22 protein-coding genes, 2 pseudogenes and 1 other annotated feature are annotated in these 23,464 nt (G+C 45.6%); of the genes and pseudogenes, 5 read left to right on the plus strand and 19 right to left on the minus strand.

What is annotated here, in order from left to right; all coding sequences use genetic code 11:
- The first annotated feature begins 110 nt into the window (after positions 1–110).
- Both LA360_RS32160 and LA360_RS15590 read left to right on the plus strand, forming a co-directional pair.
- The gene (locus LA360_RS32160) at positions 111–344 is read left to right on the plus strand and encodes a hypothetical protein (RefSeq protein WP_162201273.1); all 234 of its coding nucleotides are present in this window, start codon (positions 111–113) and stop codon (positions 342–344) included.
- Positions 328–1,236, plus strand: coding sequence for an IS701 family transposase (locus tag LA360_RS15590; RefSeq protein ID WP_465245344.1), 909 nt, complete (start codon positions 328–330; stop codon positions 1,234–1,236). Before LA360_RS32160 ends, LA360_RS15590 begins: the two co-directional genes overlap by 17 nt.
- A gap of 86 nt (positions 1,237–1,322) precedes the next feature.
- On the opposite strand, the gene LA360_RS15595 is transcribed toward LA360_RS15590, so the two are convergent.
- The 9 genes and pseudogenes from LA360_RS15595 to LA360_RS15625 all read right to left on the minus strand — a co-directional run bounded on the left by LA360_RS15595 (position 1,323) and on the right by LA360_RS15625 (position 11,024).
- A complete protein-coding gene (locus LA360_RS15595) occupies positions 1,323–2,441 on the minus strand; it encodes an IS110 family RNA-guided transposase (protein ID WP_225537566.1) in 1,119 nt (372 codons plus the stop codon).
- A gap of 34 nt (positions 2,442–2,475) precedes the next feature.
- Complete coding sequence (locus tag LA360_RS31945; RefSeq protein ID WP_416388438.1) at positions 2,476–2,667, minus strand: HNH endonuclease; 192 nt, start codon at positions 2,665–2,667, stop codon at positions 2,476–2,478.
- A 143-nt stretch (positions 2,668–2,810) separates the two neighbouring features.
- Positions 2,811–3,713 (minus strand): group II intron reverse transcriptase/maturase, encoded by a 903-nt coding sequence (locus tag LA360_RS29745; protein WP_318653999.1) that lies wholly within the window; start codon positions 3,711–3,713, stop codon positions 2,811–2,813.
- 9 nt (positions 3,714–3,722) lie between these two features.
- A pseudogene (locus tag LA360_RS29750) lies at positions 3,723–3,989 on the minus strand (reverse transcriptase/maturase family protein); the annotation flags it as partial.
- A 522-nt stretch (positions 3,990–4,511) separates the two neighbouring features.
- Positions 4,512–4,742 carry a hypothetical protein gene (locus tag LA360_RS15605; RefSeq protein ID WP_112481751.1) on the minus strand — a complete coding sequence of 77 codons (231 nt, stop codon included), beginning with the start codon at positions 4,740–4,742 and terminating at the stop codon, positions 4,512–4,514.
- A 620-nt stretch (positions 4,743–5,362) separates the two neighbouring features.
- Positions 5,363–6,043 (minus strand): annotated as a pseudogene (locus LA360_RS15610) (IS256 family transposase); the annotation flags it as partial.
- 147 nt (positions 6,044–6,190) lie between these two features.
- Positions 6,191–7,345 carry a PspC-like choline-binding domain-containing protein gene (locus LA360_RS15615; protein WP_065549803.1) on the minus strand — a complete coding sequence of 385 codons (1,155 nt, stop codon included), beginning with the start codon at positions 7,343–7,345 and terminating at the stop codon, positions 6,191–6,193.
- Positions 7,346–7,493: 148 nt separating this feature from the next.
- The gene (locus LA360_RS15620) at positions 7,494–9,218 is read right to left on the minus strand and encodes a PspC-like choline-binding domain-containing protein (protein WP_112481753.1); all 1,725 of its coding nucleotides are present in this window, start codon (positions 9,216–9,218) and stop codon (positions 7,494–7,496) included.
- Between the two features lie 468 nt (positions 9,219–9,686).
- Complete coding sequence (locus LA360_RS15625; protein WP_089775069.1) at positions 9,687–11,024, minus strand: tagaturonate reductase; 1,338 nt, start codon at positions 11,022–11,024, stop codon at positions 9,687–9,689.
- A 198-nt stretch (positions 11,025–11,222) separates the two neighbouring features.
- Here LA360_RS15625 and LA360_RS15630 point away from each other — a divergent pair, with 198 nt between their 5' ends.
- Entirely contained in the window at positions 11,223–11,453 is a 231-nt protein-coding gene (locus LA360_RS15630; RefSeq protein WP_081031182.1) for a hypothetical protein, read from the plus strand.
- Between the two features lie 164 nt (positions 11,454–11,617).
- On the opposite strand, the gene rplL is transcribed toward LA360_RS15630, so the two are convergent.
- The 10 genes from rplL to mreB all read right to left on the minus strand — a co-directional run bounded on the left by rplL (position 11,618) and on the right by mreB (position 19,786).
- Complete coding sequence (gene rplL, locus LA360_RS15635) at positions 11,618–11,992, minus strand: 50S ribosomal protein L7/L12 (protein WP_002587304.1); 375 nt, start codon at positions 11,990–11,992, stop codon at positions 11,618–11,620.
- Between the two features lie 75 nt (positions 11,993–12,067).
- Positions 12,068–12,568 carry a 50S ribosomal protein L10 gene (gene rplJ / locus LA360_RS15640; RefSeq protein ID WP_002566639.1) on the minus strand — a complete coding sequence of 167 codons (501 nt, stop codon included), beginning with the start codon at positions 12,566–12,568 and terminating at the stop codon, positions 12,068–12,070.
- Positions 12,569–12,699: 131 nt separating this feature from the next.
- Positions 12,700–12,847, minus strand: a sequence feature (ribosomal protein L10 leader region).
- A 165-nt stretch (positions 12,848–13,012) separates the two neighbouring features.
- Positions 13,013–13,708, minus strand: a complete 696-nt coding sequence (rplA, locus tag LA360_RS15645) for a 50S ribosomal protein L1 (RefSeq protein WP_002566638.1) — start codon at positions 13,706–13,708, stop codon at positions 13,013–13,015.
- Positions 13,709–13,867: 159 nt separating this feature from the next.
- Positions 13,868–14,293, minus strand: a complete 426-nt coding sequence (gene rplK / locus LA360_RS15650) for a 50S ribosomal protein L11 (RefSeq protein WP_002587303.1) — start codon at positions 14,291–14,293, stop codon at positions 13,868–13,870.
- Positions 14,294–14,390: 97 nt separating this feature from the next.
- Positions 14,391–14,909, minus strand: a complete 519-nt coding sequence (nusG, locus tag LA360_RS15655; protein ID WP_002566636.1) for a transcription termination/antitermination protein NusG — start codon at positions 14,907–14,909, stop codon at positions 14,391–14,393.
- Between the two features lie 45 nt (positions 14,910–14,954).
- On the minus strand, positions 14,955–15,215 hold the full coding sequence (gene secE / locus LA360_RS15660) for a preprotein translocase subunit SecE (protein WP_002587301.1): 261 nt from the start codon (positions 15,213–15,215) through the stop codon (positions 14,955–14,957).
- Positions 15,216–15,241: 26 nt separating this feature from the next.
- A complete protein-coding gene (gene rpmG / locus LA360_RS15665; protein WP_007038517.1) occupies positions 15,242–15,391 on the minus strand; it encodes a 50S ribosomal protein L33 in 150 nt (49 codons plus the stop codon).
- 157 nt (positions 15,392–15,548) lie between these two features.
- Entirely contained in the window at positions 15,549–16,325 is a 777-nt protein-coding gene (locus LA360_RS15670) for a ComF family protein (RefSeq protein WP_002587300.1), read from the minus strand.
- 41 nt (positions 16,326–16,366) lie between these two features.
- Positions 16,367–18,658 carry an SF1B family DNA helicase RecD2 gene (gene recD2, locus LA360_RS15675; protein ID WP_112481755.1) on the minus strand — a complete coding sequence of 764 codons (2,292 nt, stop codon included), beginning with the start codon at positions 18,656–18,658 and terminating at the stop codon, positions 16,367–16,369.
- Between the two features lie 84 nt (positions 18,659–18,742).
- Positions 18,743–19,786 carry a rod shape-determining protein gene (gene mreB / locus LA360_RS15680; protein WP_002566632.1) on the minus strand — a complete coding sequence of 348 codons (1,044 nt, stop codon included), beginning with the start codon at positions 19,784–19,786 and terminating at the stop codon, positions 18,743–18,745.
- Between the two features lie 683 nt (positions 19,787–20,469).
- Here mreB and LA360_RS15685 point away from each other — a divergent pair.
- Together LA360_RS15685 and LA360_RS15690 are read left to right on the plus strand one after the other, a co-directional pair.
- Positions 20,470–22,275, plus strand: coding sequence for an argininosuccinate lyase (locus LA360_RS15685; RefSeq protein ID WP_112481757.1), 1,806 nt, complete (start codon positions 20,470–20,472; stop codon positions 22,273–22,275).
- A gap of 127 nt (positions 22,276–22,402) precedes the next feature.
- Positions 22,403–23,389, plus strand: a complete 987-nt coding sequence (locus tag LA360_RS15690; RefSeq protein WP_112481759.1) for a choline-binding protein — start codon at positions 22,403–22,405, stop codon at positions 23,387–23,389.
- Positions 23,390–23,464 lie beyond the last annotated feature (75 nt).

Raw genomic sequence — 23,464 nt, forward strand, 5'->3', positions numbered from 1 at the left:
CGAAAAGAACCTGATTGGTAGACTTCATCAATATTTTTCCATCTATTTTTAAAACCTTTTCTTCCCCTGCCGCGGAGACTTTATTTCTACTGGCTTTATCCATACTTGCCATGGAGTCGGCGGATTCCATCCGTTCCCTCTACCGACATTTTTTGTCTGCCATCACCCAAAAGTCACTGACTGCTTTTTATTATGCCTGTTCCTGCTCCAAAGCAGATTATTCCAGATTCATGAATGTAACGGCATCCCTGGCTTTAAAACTCATTCCTGACTCCCTGAAGTCACAGCCGGTCTTCTTCTGCATTGATGATACCATGATTTCTAAATATTGGAAGGAAATTTGAAGATGTTTCAAAACTTTTTGACCATGCAGCACACAATGGCTCCAACTATCTGAACGGCCATTGCTTTGTCAGCCTCATGCTTTGTGTCCCCATATGGAGCAACCGCCGGATTGCTTATCTGGCGGTCCCTCTCGGTTACCGCATGTGGCAGAAAAAAGAATCGAAACTGGAGCTTGCCGCAGCCATGGTGCGTCAGGTCATGCCCTCTTTTGCTTCTCAGAAGAATGTCATAATCCTTTGTGACAGCTGGTACGCCAAGAAAAATCCCGCCTGTATTGTTGATGAATATCCAAATCTGGATTTGATCTGTAATGCCAGGGCTGACTCTGTTATTTATGACCTTGCCCCACAGCCAACCGGCAGAAGAGGCAGGCCCGCAAAGCATGGGGAACGCCTTTCTATTAAAGAGGACTTCACTCTTTCTGCTGAAAAGATAGGGGATTACTACATGGGTGTACGCCGGGTCCTTACCAATATCTTCGGGCAAAGGGAGGTTCCCGCCTATTTAACTTTTACAGAGAAAACCGGCGGCTCCAGACGCCTGTTTTTCAGTACGATTATTCCAGAGCAGATGCAGATATTCTGCGCATGGCAGGAAAAGGCGCCGCTAAACCAGACCGGGAGTGAGCGTATGCAGTTCATCCCATTATTGTGTTACACATTTCGCTGGAATACCGAGGTGAGTTATTATGAACAGAAAACGTTCTGGTCGTTATGCAGCTATATGTTACGCAGTCGGAAGGGAATCGAAATGTTGGTTAACCTGATCAACATCTCGTATTGTGCCATGAAGATACTGCCATATCAGGAAGAATCATTTTCAAAGTACCGTACAGAAAGTGTGCAGGAATTTCGGTTTGCCCTTAGTGAGCAAATCCGGCAGCAGGTATAGGTTGAAAGAAAAAATCAAAAAAAGTCGTAACTTAATAAGAGCACCAGTAAACTGCCGCCCCAAAGGAGCCTATGGAATAAAGGGTATCAGGCCATAGCAGGAGGAGTAATCACATAGCCTCGTTTCTCTAAACGTTTGATGGCATTTCTGTCATACTGTTCCTGAAATTTCCGGTACATTTCTTCAGGAATAGCGGAATAATCCGTATCGGCAGGATTAAATACCTCCTGCTTTTGGAACATGTGGTAAATGCAAGTCAACACCATGCGTGCAATGGCAATGATTGCCCGTTTATGACCACGACGTTTTTTTATACGGTCATATTTGTATCTGAAGTAAGGGTTTTTACTCTTGATGGCAGCATTTGCACACTGAACCAGCAGAGGCTTTAAGTACACCCCGGCTCTTGAAACATGGACGCTCTTCTTTTTACCGGCACTTTCGTTATTTTCAGGAGCCGGCCCAGCCCAGGAGCACAAACGTTTTGAGGATTTGAATACCGCCATATCCACCCCGATTTCAGCAATGATAAAGGTGGCAGACTGCTCTGTAATTCCAGGAATTGTAGTAGCCAATTCGATAAATTTATGGTAAGGTTCAGCCAGGTCGGAAATCGTTTCTTCGAGAGTGGAGACGCACTCATTGATTTCATCGAAATACTTTCTGCGGACCTTAATCTTAACGGATTGGTCACGGCGCGGTTCATAACCGATTATGGAGGTTACAACATCATCTGCCTTGTCCTTTGCTTTTTTAAGAAGCAGGGATTTACAGTATTCGGGGCCAAATACCTCACAGGTCAGGATATAGTCAACGATGGCGGTCGCTGATTTTCCAAAGGAATCTGAGAGGACGGATGCAAGGGCAATGTTGGAAACCGTAAGAGCATTCTGTAACCGGTTTTTCTCACTGCTGCGGTGGCCAGTCAGTTTCTGCCGGTATCGGAACAATTCCCGAAGCATGCGAATTTGCTTACAGGGGATATAACTGGAAGGAACAATATCAAATTTAAACAGATCCGCAATCCAGGCGGAGTCTTTGTCATCGGTTTTCTGTCCTTTGATAGCCCTGACATACTTGGGGTTAGCAACGACAACGTGACAGGAATCCTCCAGGATATTAAAAATTGGAATCCGTAGGCTAAGCACACAACGCCTTGCCCAAAGGCAAGTTTTTGCGTGCTTGCCCCCGAACCGTACGTGCACCTTTCAATGCATACGGCTCTCCATTTGTGTTGACTTAAAATCCACTTACTATTTTGCTATAACAAGTTTCGCATACAACCAGGGTTTTCCGGTTCATTTCAAGCATTTTTCGTTCCCAGTCGGTGACTCCGGATAGTTCTGACAGCTTTCTTACATGGTGGACTATTGTTCCAGGTTTTGTTTCACCGCAAAGTTCACAACAGTCTTTTGAGAAGCGTGTGAGCAACTCCTTGGATTGTTTTTTACTAGTATAACTCGATTTAAATAAGCTTACAATTTAAGCGTTGGTAGTAATCTGATTTCTTGGCTTACGTGTTCGTGCTTTGGGCGCACGTTTCCCTTGGTTTTCAGGATAATAATGTAAACTTATTAAAATCGAGTTATACTAGCATGGTTTGTGATGATGGGTTGTTTTTTGAAACCATAGTCATATAAGTATACTGTTTTGAAGCCATTATGGGTTTGGTAACGTGTCTGCATGCGTCCTTCCCTGAAATATTTCCTCATTATTTTGTGCACTGAACTTTTGTGTTTTCCTGCGAGTGTTTTAGCAAGGCTGTATTTCATGATGTAATAATAATCATTGAGCGCCGATGCATTGTCCGCAAACCTGTAGTATTGGTATAAACCGACGATTTCCCAGTTGTATATACGGAAGATTTCATGGTCGGGGAGATAGAGCAGGTTATTTCTTGTTTTCGGTTTCCAGATTTCCTTTCCATCAGCGTTGTGTTCGATTTTTATTGCCTCAGACTGTATTAATTTCTTTAACCACGCTTGCTTGGGGAGGTAAAGCCTGACTCTTCCATGGTGACGGTCTGACAGTTTTCCCAGCTTATCCCTGGACGGGACGCCTTTTCGGCCAATGGTTATTTCGCAACCGAGGAATTGTGCTTTTTCATATCCATGGGTAACCAGTGTTTTTTCTTCGGACAGCTCCAGATGTAATTCCTTAAGCAGGAATGACTGGATTACCTGTTTGGTTGCTATAGCGTCCTGTTTGCTGCCGATTATTCCGATAAGGAAGTCGTCCGCGTACCTTTGGTAGAAAATCCTTCTGAATGAAGAATCCATTGGCTGGGAGCAGGACATAGATACCCGTTGGTTGCGCAACGCTTTAAGTTCTTTTAGTTTTTGGGTTCTCTCTCTGGAATTCCCAGCAAGCCCGGAGATGGACTTCCTCAACCGTTGTTCTTTATTTTGGACAGAAATGTATTCTTTGGACAGCTGTCGTTTTGTCCCCTTATCAAAGGAGGTTTTGTATGTCGCCATAAAACAGTCAAGTTCGTTCAGGTAAATATTGGCAAGGATAGGACTGATAATTGAACCCTGGTGCAGTCCTCTGTCCGGTCTGTGTAATTGTCCGTTTTCCAGGTGCCCGGCTCTTAGAAATTTCCAGATTAGGCTGATAAAGGCTTCGTCCTTTATCCTTTTGCGGAGAATGCTTATCAACACGTGATGGTCTCCCATATCAAAGTAGGAATGGATATCACCTTCGATAAACCATCTGACCCCGGTGAAGTTGATTTTAATCTGGCTAAGGGCTGAATGACAGCTTCGGGACTTCTCATGATGTCTCGCACATCCTTCCTTTAGGTATTGAAATCACAAACTGTCCCCCTTCGCCATGTACAGCGCTTTCCGCTGCCCGGACTACTATGGGGACTCCGTTGCCATGGCGGTATAACCGCTTTAGGCAATCCACATTTCATGCGCATAACATAGCGTGTACCGTTTCAGACAGGATTTTCGCCCGTTTCCGCTTACTGCGGATGGCTGGCAGTGGGTATATATACCGGAACAATACTGGGATTCCGTTATCACTGCCACCCAGCGTTACAATTGCCATTCGCTGGTGACCCGGCTAAGACTCCTTGGGCTATCCTTCAGGCAGTGTAGCTTTTGTCTTTGTCGATACGTTCATCTTGCCGTTCAGCCGCAACTTGGCAATTTCATTGGCTTACGGCGTTGCCGGCATGCGTTTGTCCCTGTTGTGGTTTCCCTTGCAGGTCAGCCGGTTGATGGCGGCATTTTTATACCAATGCCTTCCTCCTGCTTGCGGAGGATTTGTTATGTGCACCATATGTGCGCGCAGTATTTACCAGTGGATTCGAGGCAGATCTCAGTGCAATTGAAAGAAAGAAGCCATTTTTTCAAAGAATTAAGATCGGAATTGAAGGTGGCGAACCGCTTTTTAACATAAGAAGTAACGCCCCTGTAGTCTGTCAGAGCAATGGTAGCGACAACAAATTTCTTGTGAACGTCCATGCCACAGCAGACAAAGTGTTTGATAGATAACATAGAACAGCCCTCCTAAGTAAAATAGACAGACATTGACTGGCTGTCCAGCAAAGAAAGACCTAAGGAATTGCTTTGACAATGATTAGGTTACGAGCTCAAGGCGTCACTGGTTTGTGCTTGAGAAGACAGCCGGCACATGTTTTTATGCGGACTTGATCCCAAATGGAGGAACCGATTCTACTTCCTCCTCCGTGCTCTGTAGTGTATCTGTCTGAGGAGAGTTTAACATCAAAAATAAAATAGCGGAAGCACAAACTTGCTATTTCATAACTGTTTTGTGCCTAAGCGAAGCGAAAGGAATGAGAGTTTTTATGCCACTTTCGTGAGAAATATCGAAACCAGCATAAAATCCAGTGTTGTTATGAAAGCTTTAAAACAGTTAATTCGGCAATAGTGCTGGCATTTATAGAAGCTGTAAAGTCGTGTTACATACTAAACAGGAGTTAGCAGTTTTTCTAGACCGTGAGCTCTGCCTACTCCCTACCTCATGAATAAGGCTGGACATTTCTGTTAATCCTACGAATGCCGGAAGAATAGGGTGGCCGGGATTTATAGTTTACACTGTCCCGGCCATTCTTTATCTACAGATAGTTGCTCTGCCGTTCCCTATACAGGGCAAGCTATTGATTCAGTACCTGATCACAGCCATGGTATCTCTGGTTCCACTTCTTTCTTATATTTCCACTTGCTAGATATACGCATCTTTTCAAGGGCGGCATTACCGAAAATACGTTTTTGGTTTTTTATTACTTTTCGGTACTGGTAGTTCAGCCCTTCAATGATATTTGCCGTGTACATAATCCGTCTGATTTCCTCAGAAAACTGAAAAAAGAGTTTACATCCTGCCAGTTGTTCTCCCAATTACTGATTGCATGAGGGTCTTTCTTTCCCCATTTGTCCTGGATATCCTCCTGCTCTGCCCGTGCTGCGTTCTCATTTAGCGCGTTATAAACAGACTCGAAATCGGTTAAGAACTTCCTCCAATCATTATAGTTGATATATTTAAAGGGATTCCAAAGCATGTGGATGACACAGCGCTGAATCTTTGACTGGGGGAATATTGCCCGGATTACCTCTTTGAAGTAGGGGAGCTCATCCACGCAAAAGAACAAGACACACTGCATCCCACGGTTCTTCAAATCATTTAACATGATAAGCCAAAACTTCGAGGTTTCGTTTACACCTACTGTGATGCTCAGGATATCCTTATACCCATCCAGCGTAACACCCAGGACAACATAAGCAACCCGGCTTAGAACCTGCCCATCTTTACGGACCTTATAATGGATGCAGTCCATAAATCCTACCCCAACTATTGATAAAGATCCAATTTTCTATGACAATAAAGTACCCTGACAGTAAAATGCAGCTCTTTTCTCTGTATTTTACTGTTAGGGTACAACCTACTTATCTAAATCATTTAAACATATCAATAAAAACTTCCATATTTATTCATTCCCGCTCCATGCGCCGTCTGCACCTACATAATATCCGTCCGGCGTAGTCTGACTGGTGACCATGAGAGAATCCCCACCGAAATAATACCATTTCCCGTCCGTATCCTGTTTCCAGGCATTGGTGACATAGCTTCCGTCCGACAATTTATATTTCCAAGTGTCTCCGAATTGCTCCCAACCTTCCTGAGAGGTATTGGATGCACTGTTTTCGCCAGGCCCGCCGCTCTTTTGATTCACGATTGTGGAGGCATTTCCATCCCAAACGCCGTCAGCATTTACATAATAACCATCAGGAGTTTCCTTATCGGTTACCATATATCCTCCTATATTGAAGTAATACCATTTTCCGTCTGCATCTTTGAACCATGTATTCGCGGCATAATTGCCCGTGCCCATGAGATAGCGCCAACCTTTTTCGTCCTGTTTCCATCCCGGCATATAATTAGTCTTTTCGCCCTTTGCATTTACGTAAATCCCGTCAGGAGTGACGGTATCTGCCAGCATGATACCCTCATCATTCATATAATAGGATTCACCATCAACCCTGAGCCATCCGCCTGCCACAAAATTGCCGTCCGGTTTACGGTATTTCCGCTGATTGCCCTCGGTTATCCATCCTGAAGTTATGGTTCCGTCATATGCTCCTGCATCTGATCCGTCCACATTAATAAGATATTTTCTGACCTCAGGAGGCAGCTCAGAAGCAGAAACTCCGTTTGGCAAATGCACAACATCAACATAACGCTCATTGCTTGAATAATTTTTATTGTTCGTAAGCAAAACAATACGGGTGGTCGGTTGTATTCCTTCAGGAAGAGATGACCAGTTATCCGGTATTGCCCAGACACCGCCTGCATTGACCAAATCAGGAACCTGTCCCCATGGGCGTGAATACTTGTTTGGCTGGAATGTATAACCATAATCGTAGCCACGGTTCAAGATGACATCACTTTCGTTAATGGTATTACCTCCTACAAGGATTGCGAATGACTGACCATTTCCATAATCTACCGGACGCCATGTAAAAAGGTAGGCCCCGCTGTTTTCCATTGTTATAGACGGAGCCGTTTCTGCCAATGTTGGAATCGTGCTTGACAGACCTATTAACATTGCGGTCCCCAATATAAGGATTCTTTTTCTTATCATAAATACCTCCAGGAAAATCTTTCTATGTATTATATTTTGCGGTAATATGTCCTTCATATAAAAAAGAGAAAGCGCTATGACTAATACAATAGATCAGTCACAACGCCTTCCCCCTTATAGCCAGACTACACCGACTTATTATTTATAATTAATCTTCTACGTAGATACCAATAATCTTACCGCCCTTAGCTACTACGTACTGGAAGTCATTGCCATCCTTGTTCTTGGACTTGCTGTCAATCACTTTACCAGATGTATTTACCAGGAAGTACTTATCAGTACCCATACCATTACCGTCGTTGATAATATACAGTTCCTTAATGTCGGTTGTCTTCTTGTTAAGACCAAGTTTAGAAATATTCTCTTTGGTAACTGCTGTAGATGTTACCTTATTGCCAAGATCCTTAACAAAATCGTCTGCATCATCCAGCTTTACGTAACCCAGAGAATCATCATCATTAACAGCCTTAACCACCTGATACTTCTCATCAGATCCAGCTCTTAAGAGCTTACCAGACTGATAGAACTTATCATCCTTCTCTCCTGTACGTCCAGCACCCTTGCTTCCGCCGGACTTCTCGAAGTAGAAGCTGAAGTTATCGCCATCAATAGAAACAGTGGCCTTGTTTGTTCTCATAGCGCCATCATTTCCATCACCGAAGTAATAGCACTTGTAACCAAGCTTATTAAGCTTAGGTGCGTTCTCATCGAATCTGTCTTCATCATCGAATGGATAGCTGCCATTATCGTCGGCTTTTACGTCTAAACTGCCGACGTCATCCTTGATAAACTTAAGTCCGTCAACCATACGGCCGTCATTACGGAACGCATACTTCTTGCCCTTGATGGTCTTGAACTCGCCTGCATACAGGTTGCCGCTTCCGTCTGCATAGTACCAAGCATCTTCATCATCATTATACTTATCGTAGTTCAGATACTCAGCTGCTACTACCTTGAACCAGCCCTTGCTTACACGGGAACCATCCTCAACGCTGTTGAAGTATCTCCACTGCTCAGCATACTTAGCAGATACACTGTTGGTAGCTGATGTGCTGTAGCCGTCTCTTGTACCATTCTTAGAAGCTGCCTCAACATCCAGAGACCACTCTGCTGTCATAGCGCCATACTGGTCGAACTCATATTTCTTGCCATTGATGGTCTTGCTCTTCTGGAGATCGCCATCTTTAGCCTGAACCTTCTTACCATTTGACTGGAAGTAGAACCAACGGCTCTGATCCTCATCATCGTTGAATACAGGAGCAATCTCATTATCATTAGTTGCTTCATCGTATGTGATATCCATCTGCAGCCAGCCAACAGTCATAGCACCATCATCTTCGCCGCCGAAGTAGTAGGTACCTTCCTTGAAGCCGTCGCCGTCTGTATCATCTACGCGCTCTGCATTGTCCTCAGAAACCCAACCGTACAGCATCTTGCCTTCGTCATCAAAAGCATACTTCTTGCCGTTAATTGTCTTCAGAGCAACCTTAGCATTGTCGCCATTCTTTAAAGCCTTACCATTTGCCTGGAAGTAATACCAGTAATGATCCGGCTCATTGTCCTGTCCTGCATCTTCGTTGTCGATAGCTACCCACTGGTTAGCTGCCATAACACCGTTGATGTCTACATAATAATAGTTGTCGCCGTCCTCAATCAGCTGATCGATAGCCATTTCGCCATCGCTGTTTAACCAATACCAGTTGTTACCGGATTTCTTCCACTGATCAGTTGCTCTCTCGCCGTCTCTGTTGTAATATACCCAAGTACCGTCTTCCTCAGCCCATCCTGTAGCTGCGAAAGAAGTCATGGATGCACCAATAGCGAGCAGTGCTGCTGTTGATAATACAGCAACTAACTTTGTCTGCTTTCTCATAATTAATGCACTCTCCTTTTTCTTTTTGAAATACTTTTTGAAATTCCTTTTTTTGCATTACGAGTTGATTATACTTCGGATAAGGAAAATTATCAATAGTTTTTTTGCATTTTTTGCATTTTCTACAAAATTATGTAATATCGACAATTCCATCCGTCGAAAGCTAACCAGCTCCATCACACGCACTTAGTATATTATAAATTCCGCAAAAATACCATAACTTTTACCTGTGCATTTTCTTACATAATTATTACAAAGATGTTATACAACCCGCAAATTGCACTTATATATGTACATGTCCTCATATTTCAGCAAAAAACAGAATTAATACATTATGATTTTGTTATCTTTATATCCCATAATAACTTACGAGCATCATTACCCGGGAATTATTCCAGGGATGATGCTCGTTTATATAACTCCAGATATACTGTTCCGTCAAATCATAATTATGATAATCCTGATTTACTATCTCAATACAACCTCATAAGCCCCGGCCATGCCCTTGCACTGTATCAACTCATAATATTCCTCTATCATCGGAATCATCTCAGAAAGATCGGTATGCCAATAATCCTGACGCTTCATAATTTCTTCTACAGAGGCCTTTTTCATGAACTGCATTATCTCATCTCCATCATTAGCCTTATCCGTACGGTAGAAGGCTATTAATGCTGCCATAGAAAACGTAAGCGCCTTTGGGTAACGACCAAACTTTTCTTTATACTCCAATATAGTAGGAAGAACTCTAACCTGGAACTTGCTTACTGAATTTAATGCAATGCTCAGCAGCTGATGCTTGATAAATGGATTAGAGAAACGCTCCAGAACAGCCGCACCGAATTTGCGATTATCCTCTGTGTCTCCAATTGTAGGAATGATTTCTTCAAATATACACTTCTTAAGGAATGCAGACACCTTCTCATCCTTCATGCATTCTCCAACTGTCTCAAGTCCGTACAGATACGCCCCCAATACCATGGAAGTGTGTCCTCCATTCAGAATGCGCACCTTCCTTTTTTTATACGGATGAACATCGTCTGTCCAGACAATATTATAGCCGGCCTTCTGGAATGGAAGTTCGTCTTCATGATGACCGCCGATAACCCACAGATGAAATATCTCGGCCGTATCTATAAGCTTATCCTCATAACCAATCTGCTTCGTCAGCTCCTCAACCTCGTCACGTGGGTAACCTGTCACAATACGGTCTACCAGTGTGCTGCAGAAATCATTTTCATTTTCCAGCCAGGTTTTAAATCCGTCCTCCAGCTCCCATAACTCTGCATACTGCAGAACACATTTTTTCAAATTGTCCCCGTTATCATCAATCAGTTCACACGGGAGTAAAATAAGTCCTTTTAAACCGGCTTTGAACCTTTTATATAAAAACTGAGTAAGTTTAGCCGGATATGATTTTGGCGGCATATCAGTCAGCTTCTCTGTACCCAGGTATTCAATTCCTGCCTCGGTAGTATTGGAGACAAGAACCCTTAAATCCGGATTCTCTGCCAATGCAATATATTCTTCATATTGGGTATATGGATTCAACGCCCTGGATATAGATGTTACATGGGTATGCTCATTAACTACCTGTCCATTATCAATTCCCCGCAGGAATAGATTATATTCACAATTTTGCTCCGAAAGCATCTGGCACATCCCTTTTTCGATAGGTTGAACCACGACTATCTTTCCATCATACAGACCTTTCTCCTGGAGCTTGTGAAAGAAATAGTCTACAAAGCCCCGCAGAAATCCTCCTTCTCCAAATTGAATCACAGTTTCTTTTACACATTTACTCATTTTTGCTACCTCCGCTGTTGTTTTTTGTAAGTGCTTACATTTTTAACTTCAACATTTTTCTTTTGTTTATGTGATTACTATACATCATATTTTTACTTTTTGCAATAGTTTATACTATTTTTTTGTAAGCATTTACATATATCTTCCTAATAACATTGACTTTCCTGCAAAATTATGAATATAAAAGGAGGAGCAGGTATGAGAAAGCACACAAAAGCACTTGCAACAATTATGGCAGCAGCTGCACTAGCAATGGTGACTAACAGCCGGATTCCGATTACAAACATCTGGTACTATGTTGGCCAGGACGGCAAGTGGTATTGCTTTGACAGGAACAATGGAGATATGAAGCGAGGCACTACAATTGACGGCTATACTGTTGATTTTATATTAGCGGGATTTAGGGAAAAAGAGCTATGTGCCGATTAGCCGGCACATAGCTCTTTTAATATACACAACAAACCTTCCCGTCAGAAAACCGCCGCGCCTCAACATGTCTCCACATCTCAGCACGGCGGTCTGCGCATCTAAATCAAGCTCAGCCTCATCAACTGAATCCCGATTATATGACTTATATCAGCCCTGGTCCAAAATTACTTTAATGTAACCTTAGCGCCCTCAGCCTCTAATTTAGCCTTAACATCCTCAGCCTCATCCTTGGATGCGCCCTGCTTAACTACCTTAGGAGCTCCGTCAACTACGTCCTTAGCTTCCTTCAGGCCTAAGCCGGTAACTTCGCGAACAACCTTGATAACCTTAACCTTGTTAGGACCAACCTCAGTCAGCTCTACATCAAATTCGGTCTTCTCTTCAGCTGCCGCTGCGCCAGCGCCTGCTGCTGCAACTACAACACCTGCTGCTGCGGATACGCCAAACTCTTCCTCACATGCTTTTACTAATTCATTCAGTTCTAATACGGATAATTCCTTGATAGCTTCGATAAACTCAGCGGTTGTTAACTTTGCCATTTTATGTTCCTCCTGTTTAATATTTAATAATTAGTGTTTCAAGCCACGGCCTTTGCCGCGCTTGTGTCAGTAAAATTATGCCTCTGCGGCTCCACCCTGCTGCTCTGCGATCTGATTGAGTACACGAGCCAGGTTGGTAATCGGTGACTGGATGCTTCCAAGCAGCTTGCCAAGAAGCTCCTCTCTGGAAGGAATGGTTGCGATAACCTGGGTTCCTGCCTGGTCATAGTAGGTTCCTTCAACTACAGATGCCTTCAGTTCCAGCTTTGGAGCTGTCTTAGCGAAGTTAGCTAAGATGCGTGCCGGAGCAGTAGCGTCTTCTTTGGAAACCGCTAATGCGGTAGGTCCTTCCAGCTGTGGTGCAAGTGCCGCAAAATCTGTTCCTTCTGCCGCACGCTTAATCAAAGTATTCTTATATACCTTGTAAGCAACCCCAGCTTCCCTTAACTGCTTACGCAGCTGAGTATCCTGCTCTACTGTCAGGCCGCGGTAGTCTACGATGACTGCACCGGCAGCGCCTTCCAGCATAGCCTTGATCTCATCTACGACTGGCTGTTTTAATTCAACTTTTGCCATGAATGGTTTACCTCCTTATATAGTTTCGCATTGAAAACCGTCATAGCATGGAACGATTCATAATCCGGGTTCCAAGATTCCGCGCCGGACATGCCGGACGCACCGGATATACCAGGTACGGACATCTGCCGGAACCAGACAAAAAACCTCTCTGCCATAAAGACAGAGAGGTTCGCAAAATCTCATCATAAATAATCAGAGTTTTGTATGTTCCTCGGCAGGCGTTTTTGCCTTACACCTTACGGTACCTGCTGTCTCAGGGCATTCAATACTGTGGTATCATATCATATTGTATGAATGATGTCAAGCCCCATTCAGGCTTATCCACGGTTTCTATCCACGGTTTATCCACGATGTTTAACCACGGCATACGCATAAATGCGTAAAATAAACCTTCAGATGAATGGGGTTCTGTGCTTAAAAGCACTATATTATAACAATCAATTAGTTCACAAGCTTTGCAACGTTCAGCTTAACGCCGGGACCCATGGTAGAGGTCAGGGCAACGCTCTTAAGGTATGCGCCCTTAACGGTGCTTGGCTTAGCCTTCATGATCGCATCAATAAGCGTCTGGAAGTTGTCCGCTAACTGCTCCTCTGTGAAAGAAGCTTTTCCTACTGGCACGTGAATAATATTTGTCTTGTCGAGTCTGTATTCAATCTTACCAGCTTTGATGTCGTTGATAGCCTTGGTTACGTCCATGGTTACGGTTCCGGCCTTTGGGTTCGGCATTAAGCCCTTTGGTCCCAGTACACGGCCCAGACGGCCTACAACGCCCATCATATCAGGGGTAGCTACCACAACGTCAAAATCCAGCCAGCCGTCGTTCTGAATCCTCGGGATCAGTTCCTCTGCTCCTACGTAATCAGCACCCGCCGCCTGAGCCTCATCGGCCTTTGGTCCCTTTGCAAATACTAAGATACGTACAGTCTTGCCTGTTCCGTGTGGAAGAACAACAGCGCCACGAATCTGCTGGTCAGCATGACGTCCGTCACATCCTGTTCTGATATGAAGCTCTACAGTCTCATCAAATTTTGCGGATGCGTTCTTCTTCACTAATGTGATAGCATCAGCAATGTCATAAAGTGCAGCACGGTCTACGTTTTTCATAGCCTCTGCATATCTTTTTCCTGATTTCATTCTAAATAACCTCCTAGTGGTATTGACGGGGAATCTCCCTCCCACGTTCATATAACGGGTAAATGCCTTAGCAACCCGGAAACCTTGCTCGGGTGTCTCCGGATTCATGCACCAATTGTATTATTCCTCGGTATAATTTCCAGATATGATTCTTTGAAATTATTCCTCGATGGTAACGCCCATGCTTCTTGCAGTGCCGGCAATCATGCTCATGGCAGCCTCTAAGCTGGCAGCATTTAAGTCTGGCATCTTAGTCTCTGCAATCTTCTGAAGATCAGCCTTCTTAAGAACAGCTACCTTTGTCTTGTTAGGAACGCCGGAACCGCTCTTGATGTTGCAGGCCTTCTTAATCAGAACAGCTGCCGGCGGGGTCTTGGTGATGAAGCTGAAGCTTCTGTCCGCATATACGGTAATGACAACAGGGATGATCATGTCGCCCTGATCTGCTGTCCTTGCGTTGAATTCCTTGGTAAACTGAACGATGTTGACACCGTGCTGACCAAGTGCTGGTCCAACTGGTGGCGCTGGTGTTGCTTTGCCAGCCGGAATCTGTAATTTAATATATCCTGTTACTTTCTTTGCCATCTTAGGCACCTCCTAAAATTATGTGGTATTGTCGGGAATGTCCCTCCCACCAGCCCCTGCCCTGCAGAAGCTGATTCCTTGTGTTACAAACGGACGCCTACATCTTCTTGACTTCGGCAAATCCAAGTTCAACCGGTGTTTCACGGCCGAACATCTCAACGTGCATGGTAATGGTCTTCTTACTGTCATTGATGGCCTTGATGGCCCCTACAGTATCCTTCCATGCGCCGGAGATAACAACTACCATATCTCCTACTTCAAAGTCGACTAAGACATCTTCTTCCCTATGGAATCCCAGGCTGGCCATCTCTTCTTCTGTCAGAGGAACCGGTTTGGAGCCCGGACCCACAAAGCCCGTGACACCGCGGGTATTCCGCACTACATACCATGTGTCGTCGTTCATGACCATGTTGATGAGCACATACCCCGGGAACATCTTCTTGTCCGCCTTTTTCTCCACGCCGTTCTTAAGCTCAACCACAGGGAGCATGGGGACGGACACCTCTAAGATCTGGTCCTGAAGGTTCCTGTTTTCAATTGTTTTCTCAATGTCGACCTTGACTTTGTTCTCATATCCTGAGTAGGTATGGACTACATACCAATGTGCTTCTGACATACAATCACCCTCGCCTTTATTTCAATCCGCATTCGTTTGCTTAAATTAAAGAATAAAGCTCAAACCAAACTTCATAACGAAGTCCAGGACAGCAATCATCACGCCAATCGCAATTGACATGAAAAGCACTGCCACGGTCTGTTTTGCCACGGTTTCCTTGTCAGCAAAGACGATTTTCTTGTACTCTTTCTTCAGCCCGTGAAAAAAGCCAGGCTTTTTGTCCTTCTTAGCTGCCTTCTTCTCAACCTTGTCAGCCTTGGCCGTTTTCTCTGTGGTTTCTACAGCGTTAACTGTATTCTCTTCCATAATTTCACGTCCTTTACTGAGCAGGATTACTTTGTTTCCTTATGCATGGTATGCTTCTTGCAGAATCTGCAGTACTTCTTTGTTTCCATACGGTCCGGATGAGTTTTCTTGTCCTTAGTCATGTTGTAGTTGCGTTGTTTGCATTCTGTACATGCCAGTGTAATTTTTGTGCGCACGACTTCCACCTCCACTTATATTATCGTAGTTCACATTTGCCGCTCAGGTACTTATTTTTGAGCATAAAAAAAAGACCTAAGCTCTTCCATTCGCCCGTTTACTATACCATAGAAATATCCATACGTCAAGGAATTTTTGCGGATTTATGGGATGGCATCATTGTCCATGGCCGATAAATATGGTGACAAAATATACGTGCTCCGCACCGGCTTTTCTGAGGACCCGGGCGCACGCCTCTATGGTACTGCCTGTTGTGTAGATATCATCCACCAATATAACTTTTTGCATGGCGGACGGCAGGGCAGCCGCCGTGAAGGCCTGCTCCAGATTCTTTAACCGGCCGCTGGAATCCAGGTTTTTCTGCGGAGCTGTCTTTCGTTCCCTTTTCAGAACGGATGTGTTTACAGGAATTCCCAGCGGGCCGGAAAGACGGCGGGCTAATTCCTCCGCCTGGTTGAATCCTCTTTCCCGAAGGCGGGACGGATGGACCGGCACAGGAATAAGGGCATCCCCATCCATGGAACGGATGCGTTTTCCCATTTTCCTGACCATGGCTTCGCTGTAGAAATCCAGATATTCTCTCCTATTATTGTACTTAATCCGGGCCATGGAACGGCTGGCCGTGTCATCGTAATTAATAAGGCTCAGTCCATAATCAAAGCTGCGTTTATGTCTGGCGCAGTCACGGCAGTATTCGATGGTCTCATCCAACACTTCCTTTCCGCACTTTTTGCAGACAGGACGCCGTACCCAGGACAGCTTTGCCATGCAGCCCGGACATATGAGATTTCCTTTGGGCAGGACAATATCGCCGCACACAGGGCAGCGGCGGGGAAACAGGATATCTGTCAGGAAATCACTGCCTTCCTGAATTATCTTGAACGGCACCTTAAATGGTGTCTTAATTGGCGTCTTAGTCCGTATCTCCACCACCTCCTGAATTCCTTTTTAACTCACAATGCATCTTCGGATTCTCAGCCAATGGAATCCGGCTGCGCATATATCTCCCCGATCCTGCTTTTAAGCCCGGAATACCGCTTCTGTTCCACGCAGTTTGCCGCCATGGTGTAAAATGCATCCGGCTGTCCCACCAGACATACGCACGCGCGGGCGCGGGTCACGGCCGTGTATATGAGATTGCGGGTCATAAGCATGCGGGGACCGTTGTACATGGGGATGATAACTGCCGGGTATTCGCTTCCCTGTGACTTGTGGATGGTGATGGCATAGGCTAATTCCAGCTCCTCCAGCTGCTTGAAGCTGTACTCTATCATCTTGCCCTCATCAAATTCAACGGTGAGCAGCTCCGCAAATTCATTGATTTCCCGGATAATTCCAACGTCGCCGTTGAAAATTCCGGCTCCCTTGTCCACGGGTATACCGTACTTGTTGCGGACCTCCCACTCCATCTGATAGTTGTTCTTTATCTGCATGACCTTGTCGCCCACCCGGTAGATGGTACCGCCCGCCTCTTTTTCCTTCTTTGTCTTGTCCGGCGGATTCAGGTAATTCTGCATAATCTGGTTCAGGCGCTCCACGCCCAGGGCGCCCTTTCGCATGGGCGTCATGACCTGGATATCAAAGGCATTGGCGTGTACGTAGTCAGGCAGCTTCTTCTGAATCAGGGTGATGGCTGCGCTTATGACAGCGTCGGGATTGTCCCTTCGGATAAAGAGGAAGTCCTGGCTGCGTTTTGCCAGGTCAACAGGCTCTCCTGCATTGATTTTGTGGGCGTTGACCACAATGTCGCTCTGGGCGGCCTGGCGGAAGATGTGGGTCAGCTTCACCACATTGAAGCTGCCGGATTCGATAATATCCCGCAGTACATTTCCCGGCCCCACGCTGGGGAGCTGGTCCACATCCCCCACCAGGATGAGCCGGGTGCCCACATTCACCGCCCTCAGCAGGGAATGCATGAGGCTGATATCCACCATTGACATCTCATCTATGATGATGACATCGGCATCCAGAGGATTCTCCTCATTTCTGTCAAAATGCATCCCCATGCTCTGGGCTCCCCTGCCTGACCTTGGAACGCCGGGAATCACAGGGGCATCATTGCCGGACATTCCCACCGGGACCAGCTCCAGCATACGGTGGATGGTCCTGGCCTCATATCCTGTTGCCTCCGTCATCCGCTTGGCTGCCCGGCCCGTGGGCGCTGCCAGAAGGATTTCCATTCCCTCCATCTCAAAATACCGGATGATTGTATTGATGGTGGTTGTCTTGCCGGTACCGGGACCACCGGTGATAACCAGCAGGCCGCTGTTCACAGCTTCGTATACCGCCTTTTCCTGCAGTTCATCCAGGTGAATGGACTCCTGCTGCTGTATTTTAAGGAGATTGGCCTTGATTTCGGCCTGGGGAATATCCCCCTTGATGTTCAGGTCATGCAGCATACGGGCTGCATTGAGCTCCAGATAATAGTAGTGGGAGGAGTAGACCAGGGCGCCCTGGGCAGATGGCTTTACCACCACCTTTCGGTCTATTTGCATATCCATCAGGTGCTTTTCCATGGCGGACGGCTCTACTTTTAAAAGCTCTGATGCCTGGACAAACAGCTCTGCCTGGGGAAGATAGGTATGGCCGTTGGCGGTAGCCAGAAGAAGAGTGTACAGAATACCTGCCTTGATACGGTAATCGGAATCCGTGAAGATTCCCACCCGCTCCGCTATCTCGTCAGCCATCTTAAAGCCCACTCCCGGAATATCATCTGCCAGGCGGTAGGGATTCTCCCGGATAATCCCGTACAGGGCGGGACCGTACTCCTGATATATCTTGGCTGCCAGATTTATGGTAATGCCGTAATTCTGGAGGAACATCATGGCCTGACGCATGTCCTTCTTGTCCTCTACCTGCTCGGCTATGGCCATGGCCATCTTCTCGCTGACTCCCTTTACTTCGGACAGGCGCTCCGGCTCCTCCTCCATGACCCGGAAGGTGTCTGCCTTGAAATGGCGCACGATTCGGGCAGCCAAAGCGGCCCCGATGCCTTTGATGGCGCCGGAGCCAAGATAGCGTTCCATGGACAGTTCATCCTGGGGTGTCTTCATCTCATAGCTTTCTATCTGAAGCTGCTCCCCGTACACCGGATGCTGGGTCATATGGCCGCTGGCTTCTATCATATCGCCCTCTGCGGCATAAGCCAGATTGCCTACCATGATGACTTCTTCCCCGTCGCTCTGATCCGTGACACTCATTACTGTGTAGCCGTTTTCTTCGTTGCGGAACTTGATCCGCTCTATAAATCCTGTTATTGTCGCCATCGTTTCATCAAAAGTTTAAAAGAACCCGGTGCCAGGGCGTGTCCGGAGTGCTCCAGTCTATCACGCTGTGCCGGGTTCTGATTTTTAGTAATCTTCTCTTCCGCCGCCTACTCCCATGGATGCCTCCATAGCCATATTCATGCCGTGGGCAAACTCAATAAACTTGCCGGTACCAATGGCCACCGCGGTCAGCGGGTCCTCCGCAATCATGGTGGTGATGCCCGTCTTTTCCTCAATCAGGGCATCCAGGCCGCTGAGCAGGGAACCGCCTCCTGTCATCACGATACCTCTGTCAAAAATATCGGCAGCCAGTTCCGGCGGGGTGCGCTCCAATACATTGTGTACGGCATCCACAATCTGCAGAGCCGGCTCTCTGAGTGCCTCCAGAGTCTCGTCTGAGGTAACCACGATGGTCTTTGGAAGACCGGTCACCAGATTACGTCCTCTGACCTCCATGGTCAGGACTTCCGGCCTGCGGTACGCCGCTCCGATGTTAATCTTTATCTCCTCCGCCGTGCGCTCGCCAATCAGAAGGTTATGCTTCTTCCTCATATAGCGCACCAGAGCCTCGTCAAAGTCATCACCCGCAATTTTGATGGATGTGCTGACAACAGGACCTCCCAGGGAAATAACCGCAATGTCAGCTGTACCGCCTCCGATGTCCACGATCATATTGCCGCAGGCCTTGCCGATATCAATGCCTGCGCCGATGGCAGCCGCAACCGGCTCCTCGATAATGGCCACTTCCCTGGCTCCTGCCTGGTAGGTGGCGTCCTCCACTGCCTTTTTCTCAACCTCTGTGGCACCGCTGGGAATACATACGCTGATTCTTGGCTTGCGCAGCGTCTTCTTGCCCACTGCCTTGCTGATGAAATATTTGAGCATCTTCTCTGTAATGGTATAATCTGAAATAACGCCCTGACGCAGAGGACGGACAGCAACAATATTGCCCGGGGTACGTCCTATCATAAGACGGGCTTCCTCACCGATGGCCATGATTTTGTTGGTATCGCGGTCAATGGCCACAACGGACGGTTCTTTTAACACAACGCCTTTTCCCTTGATATATACAAGGATGCTGGCAGTTCCTAAGTCAATTCCAATATCATTGGACATCATCGAAAACATATAAATAGTTCCTCCTCAATGACTGAACCGGACCGGACGCACACGCTGGTGGCTTCCATGCCTGTCCCCCTATGGGGACCAGACGCCGGGACAGACCGCATCAATTGCTTAAATATAAATGGTTGCATTGCATTACTTCTATGCATTGCTTCTATTATATACAATATTGTAAAGTTTTCAAAGGGTTTTTTTCTTTTTTATTTTCTTTATGTTTTTTTCATGCCAAGGACATATTTTCGTCACAATTATTGCTTATTATAATAACAAGTTCATCGAGAGGTGGACGAGGCCTTTGTTTCAAGTGATTACTTGAAATTACAAAGCTTTTTCATACTCATACCGGACGGAGTAATCCGTCCGGCCCCCCTATAACATTTTCTTTTATATATACCTACCATTCCCACGCAGGCAATGAGCTATGCGAAAAAAAGCAGAAAAAGAACTGGCGACGTATTTTACGGACGCCGGTTCTTTTTTGCCGTATCACATAAATTTTCTGCCTGCATGATATCACAAGCCTGAATCACAGGCATGGTCTGCGCAGTTCTCTATCCCTTTACCCCCCGCTATATCTGAACTAAAGACTGTCTATACTTTTCCTTATCCGAAGTATAATCAACTCGTAATGCAAAAAAAGGAATTTCAAAAAGTATTTCAAAAAGAAAAAGGAGAGTGCATTAATTATGAGAAAGCAGACAAAGTTAGTTGCTGTATTATCAACAGCAGCACTGCTCGCTATTGGTGCATCCATGACTTCTTTCGCAGCTACAGGATGGGCTGAGGAAGACGGTACTTGGGTATATTACAACAGAGATGGCGAGAGAGCAACTGATCAGTGGAAGAAATCCGGTAACAACTGGTATTGGTTAGATAGTGATGGCGAAATGGCTATCGATCAGCTGATTGAGGATGGCGACAACTATTATTATGTAGACATCAACGGTGTTATGGCAGCTAACCAGTGGGTAGCGATTGACAACGAGGATGCGGGCGAGGATGACGAGCCGGATCATTACTGGTATTACTTCCAGGCTAATGGTAAGGCATTAACCAACGGAGACAATGACAAAGTTTCTTTAAAGACGGTAAACGGCAAAAAGTATGCTTTTGATGACGAAGGCAAGATGTTGTTTGGCTGGGTAGATGAGAACAGTGCTGAGCGTGTAGACAATACAGACGGTGACGGCTTTAAGGAAGGTATCTACTACTTCGGCGGCGAGGATGACGGTGCTATGACCGTTGGCTGGCTGCAGCTTGACATCACATACGATGAAGCCACCAATGACGACTATAAGTATACCGCAGCAGCATTTAACGATGATGAGGATCAGACACGTTGGTTTTATTTTAAGTCCAATGGTAAGAAGATTTATGCTGAAGACGGAGACCGTACCAAAGATAAAACTATTAACGGCAGGAAGTATGCATTTGATCAGTATGGTGCAATGGTAGCTGAATGGTCTATTGATGAGGATGACCTCGGCAACGGTGGTATTGCTTCCTTTAGCTCTGCAATTGCGTCAACTAGTGAAGTTGTTACTGGTAAGGCAGCTGATTCTAAATATACCCAGGCATGGAAATACTTCAACAGCGTTGAAGATGGTTCCCGCGTAAGCAAGGGTTGGTTCAAAGTAGTATCTGCTGAATATATTAATGAAGAGAAATATAACGACGATGAGGATGCATGGTACTACGCAGATGGTAGTGGCAATCTGTATGCCGGTGAGTTCAAGACCATCAAAGGTAAGAAGTATGCATTCCGCAATGATGGTCGTATGCTGAGCGGCTTGAAGTTCATCTTGGATAACGGTAATGATAACTTAACCGTATATGCGGATGATGACAGCACATATGGTTTTGATAACGAGGATGATTTCCTGGATAATGCTGTTGATTTCTATGAGCCAAATGGCTATAAGTGCTACTATTTCGGTGGCGATGATGATGGTGCCATGAGAACAAATAAGACAACCGTTCCATTTGACGGCGATAATTATAACTTCTACTTCGAGAAATCAGGTGGCAGCAAGGGCGCTGGTGTAACCGGCGAAAAGGATAATAAGCTGTACCAGTCTGGTATGCTTTTGAAGGCGGACTCCGATGATAAATATATTGTAGTTGAAAAGGTTACAACAACCGAGAATGGCAAGACTACAACAACTTACACTAAATTAGACGATGCGAAAGATTTCCTGAATGCTGCAGGTGTAGTTTCTACGGATGAGTTAACTGGCAAGGCCTCAGATGCTTCCGTAGCTATCGGTAATGGCAATACCAAAAAGGCTGAAGATTTGTCCGAGGCTTACTCCATTACGTATAAGGAGGCATCTGCAACCGATAATGTTAAGTATGAGTATATTCTTGTAAATACATCCGGCAAGGTAGTTGATGGAAAAACAAAGAGCAAGGACGGAAATGATTACTACTATGTAACCAAGAAGAAGGCCGATGGAACCAACAGCATTGTAGCTGTATATGTTGAGGATTAATCTCTGGGAACGATTCTATTGTTTTAATATGAATTAAGGGGGAAGCGTTGTGACTGATTGACTGACAGTTAGCCACAGCGCTTCTTTTTGTCATAATAAACTTTAAACCAGAAAGGAACAGGATGATATGATTAAGAAAACATTTTTTGCCGCATTCTCTCTTGCGTTTTCTCTTGCGGTCTCTCTTGCGGCGGCCACTCCGATTTCCGTTTTGGCGGATACCTCCTCCAATACAATTATAATGGAAAACTGTGGAGCGTATCTCTTTGAATGGCGCCCTGTTGACTGTGGCAATGGGCGGGCATTTGCCATTCTTGTGGGAGGAAATACGATTTCAGAAAGCAATGTAATCTTAAACAGAGGATATGATTATGCCTATACTTTTAATCCCATGACCTATTCAAGACCATGGGGCAGCGTTCCTGATTTAGTAAATATTGACGGCGTATGGGCCATTCCAGAAAACGAGGGGACATTGCCAGAAGGAAGCCAGACTTATACGCGTATTGTGCTGCTTACCAATAATACAAACATGGATACGAAGGAGCGATATGTAGATGTAGTCCATCTTCCTAATGGTGTGGATACATCTACTCTCCCGCCTGAGGTACGTAAATATCTTATCAATGTAGACGGCTCAGATGCAGGTGCCTTCGAAGGGACCATTACATCCGGATGGGTTCAGGAGGGTGATATCTGGAAATATCGCACAACAGATGGTACCTTTATAACAAACAGTTGGGTACAGGTAGATGAAAAATCTTATTATATGAATGAAGAAGGAATCATGCTGGCCGACACCATTACCCCCGATGGATATTATGTAAATACAAAGGGTGAGAAGACCAGCTACATACCTGGCTGGCTCCAGGACGGCGCAAGCTGGAAATATGTGAGAAAAAACGGATATTATGCAGCCAATCAATGGATTCAGGACGCAGATGGGAAGTGGTACTATTTTGACATGGCGGCCGTCATGCTGGCCAATGCCACCACTCCTGACGGCTATTACGTGGATGCCAACGGCGTATGGGATGGACAGCCTGCCTCTGCTGTTACAGGAGGTGAAAATCCCGGACCAGGAGTTACCACAGCTTCTGATACTGAAGGATAATCCGGCCGTTCTTGCAACGGCACTGATAAGCGGCAATCGGGGTACCATTCAGGTACTCCCCTGCCGCTTATCATT

The organism is Enterocloster clostridioformis (assembly GCF_020297485.1).
GTDB classification, from domain to species: Bacteria; Bacillota; Clostridia; order Lachnospirales; family Lachnospiraceae; genus Enterocloster; species Enterocloster clostridioformis.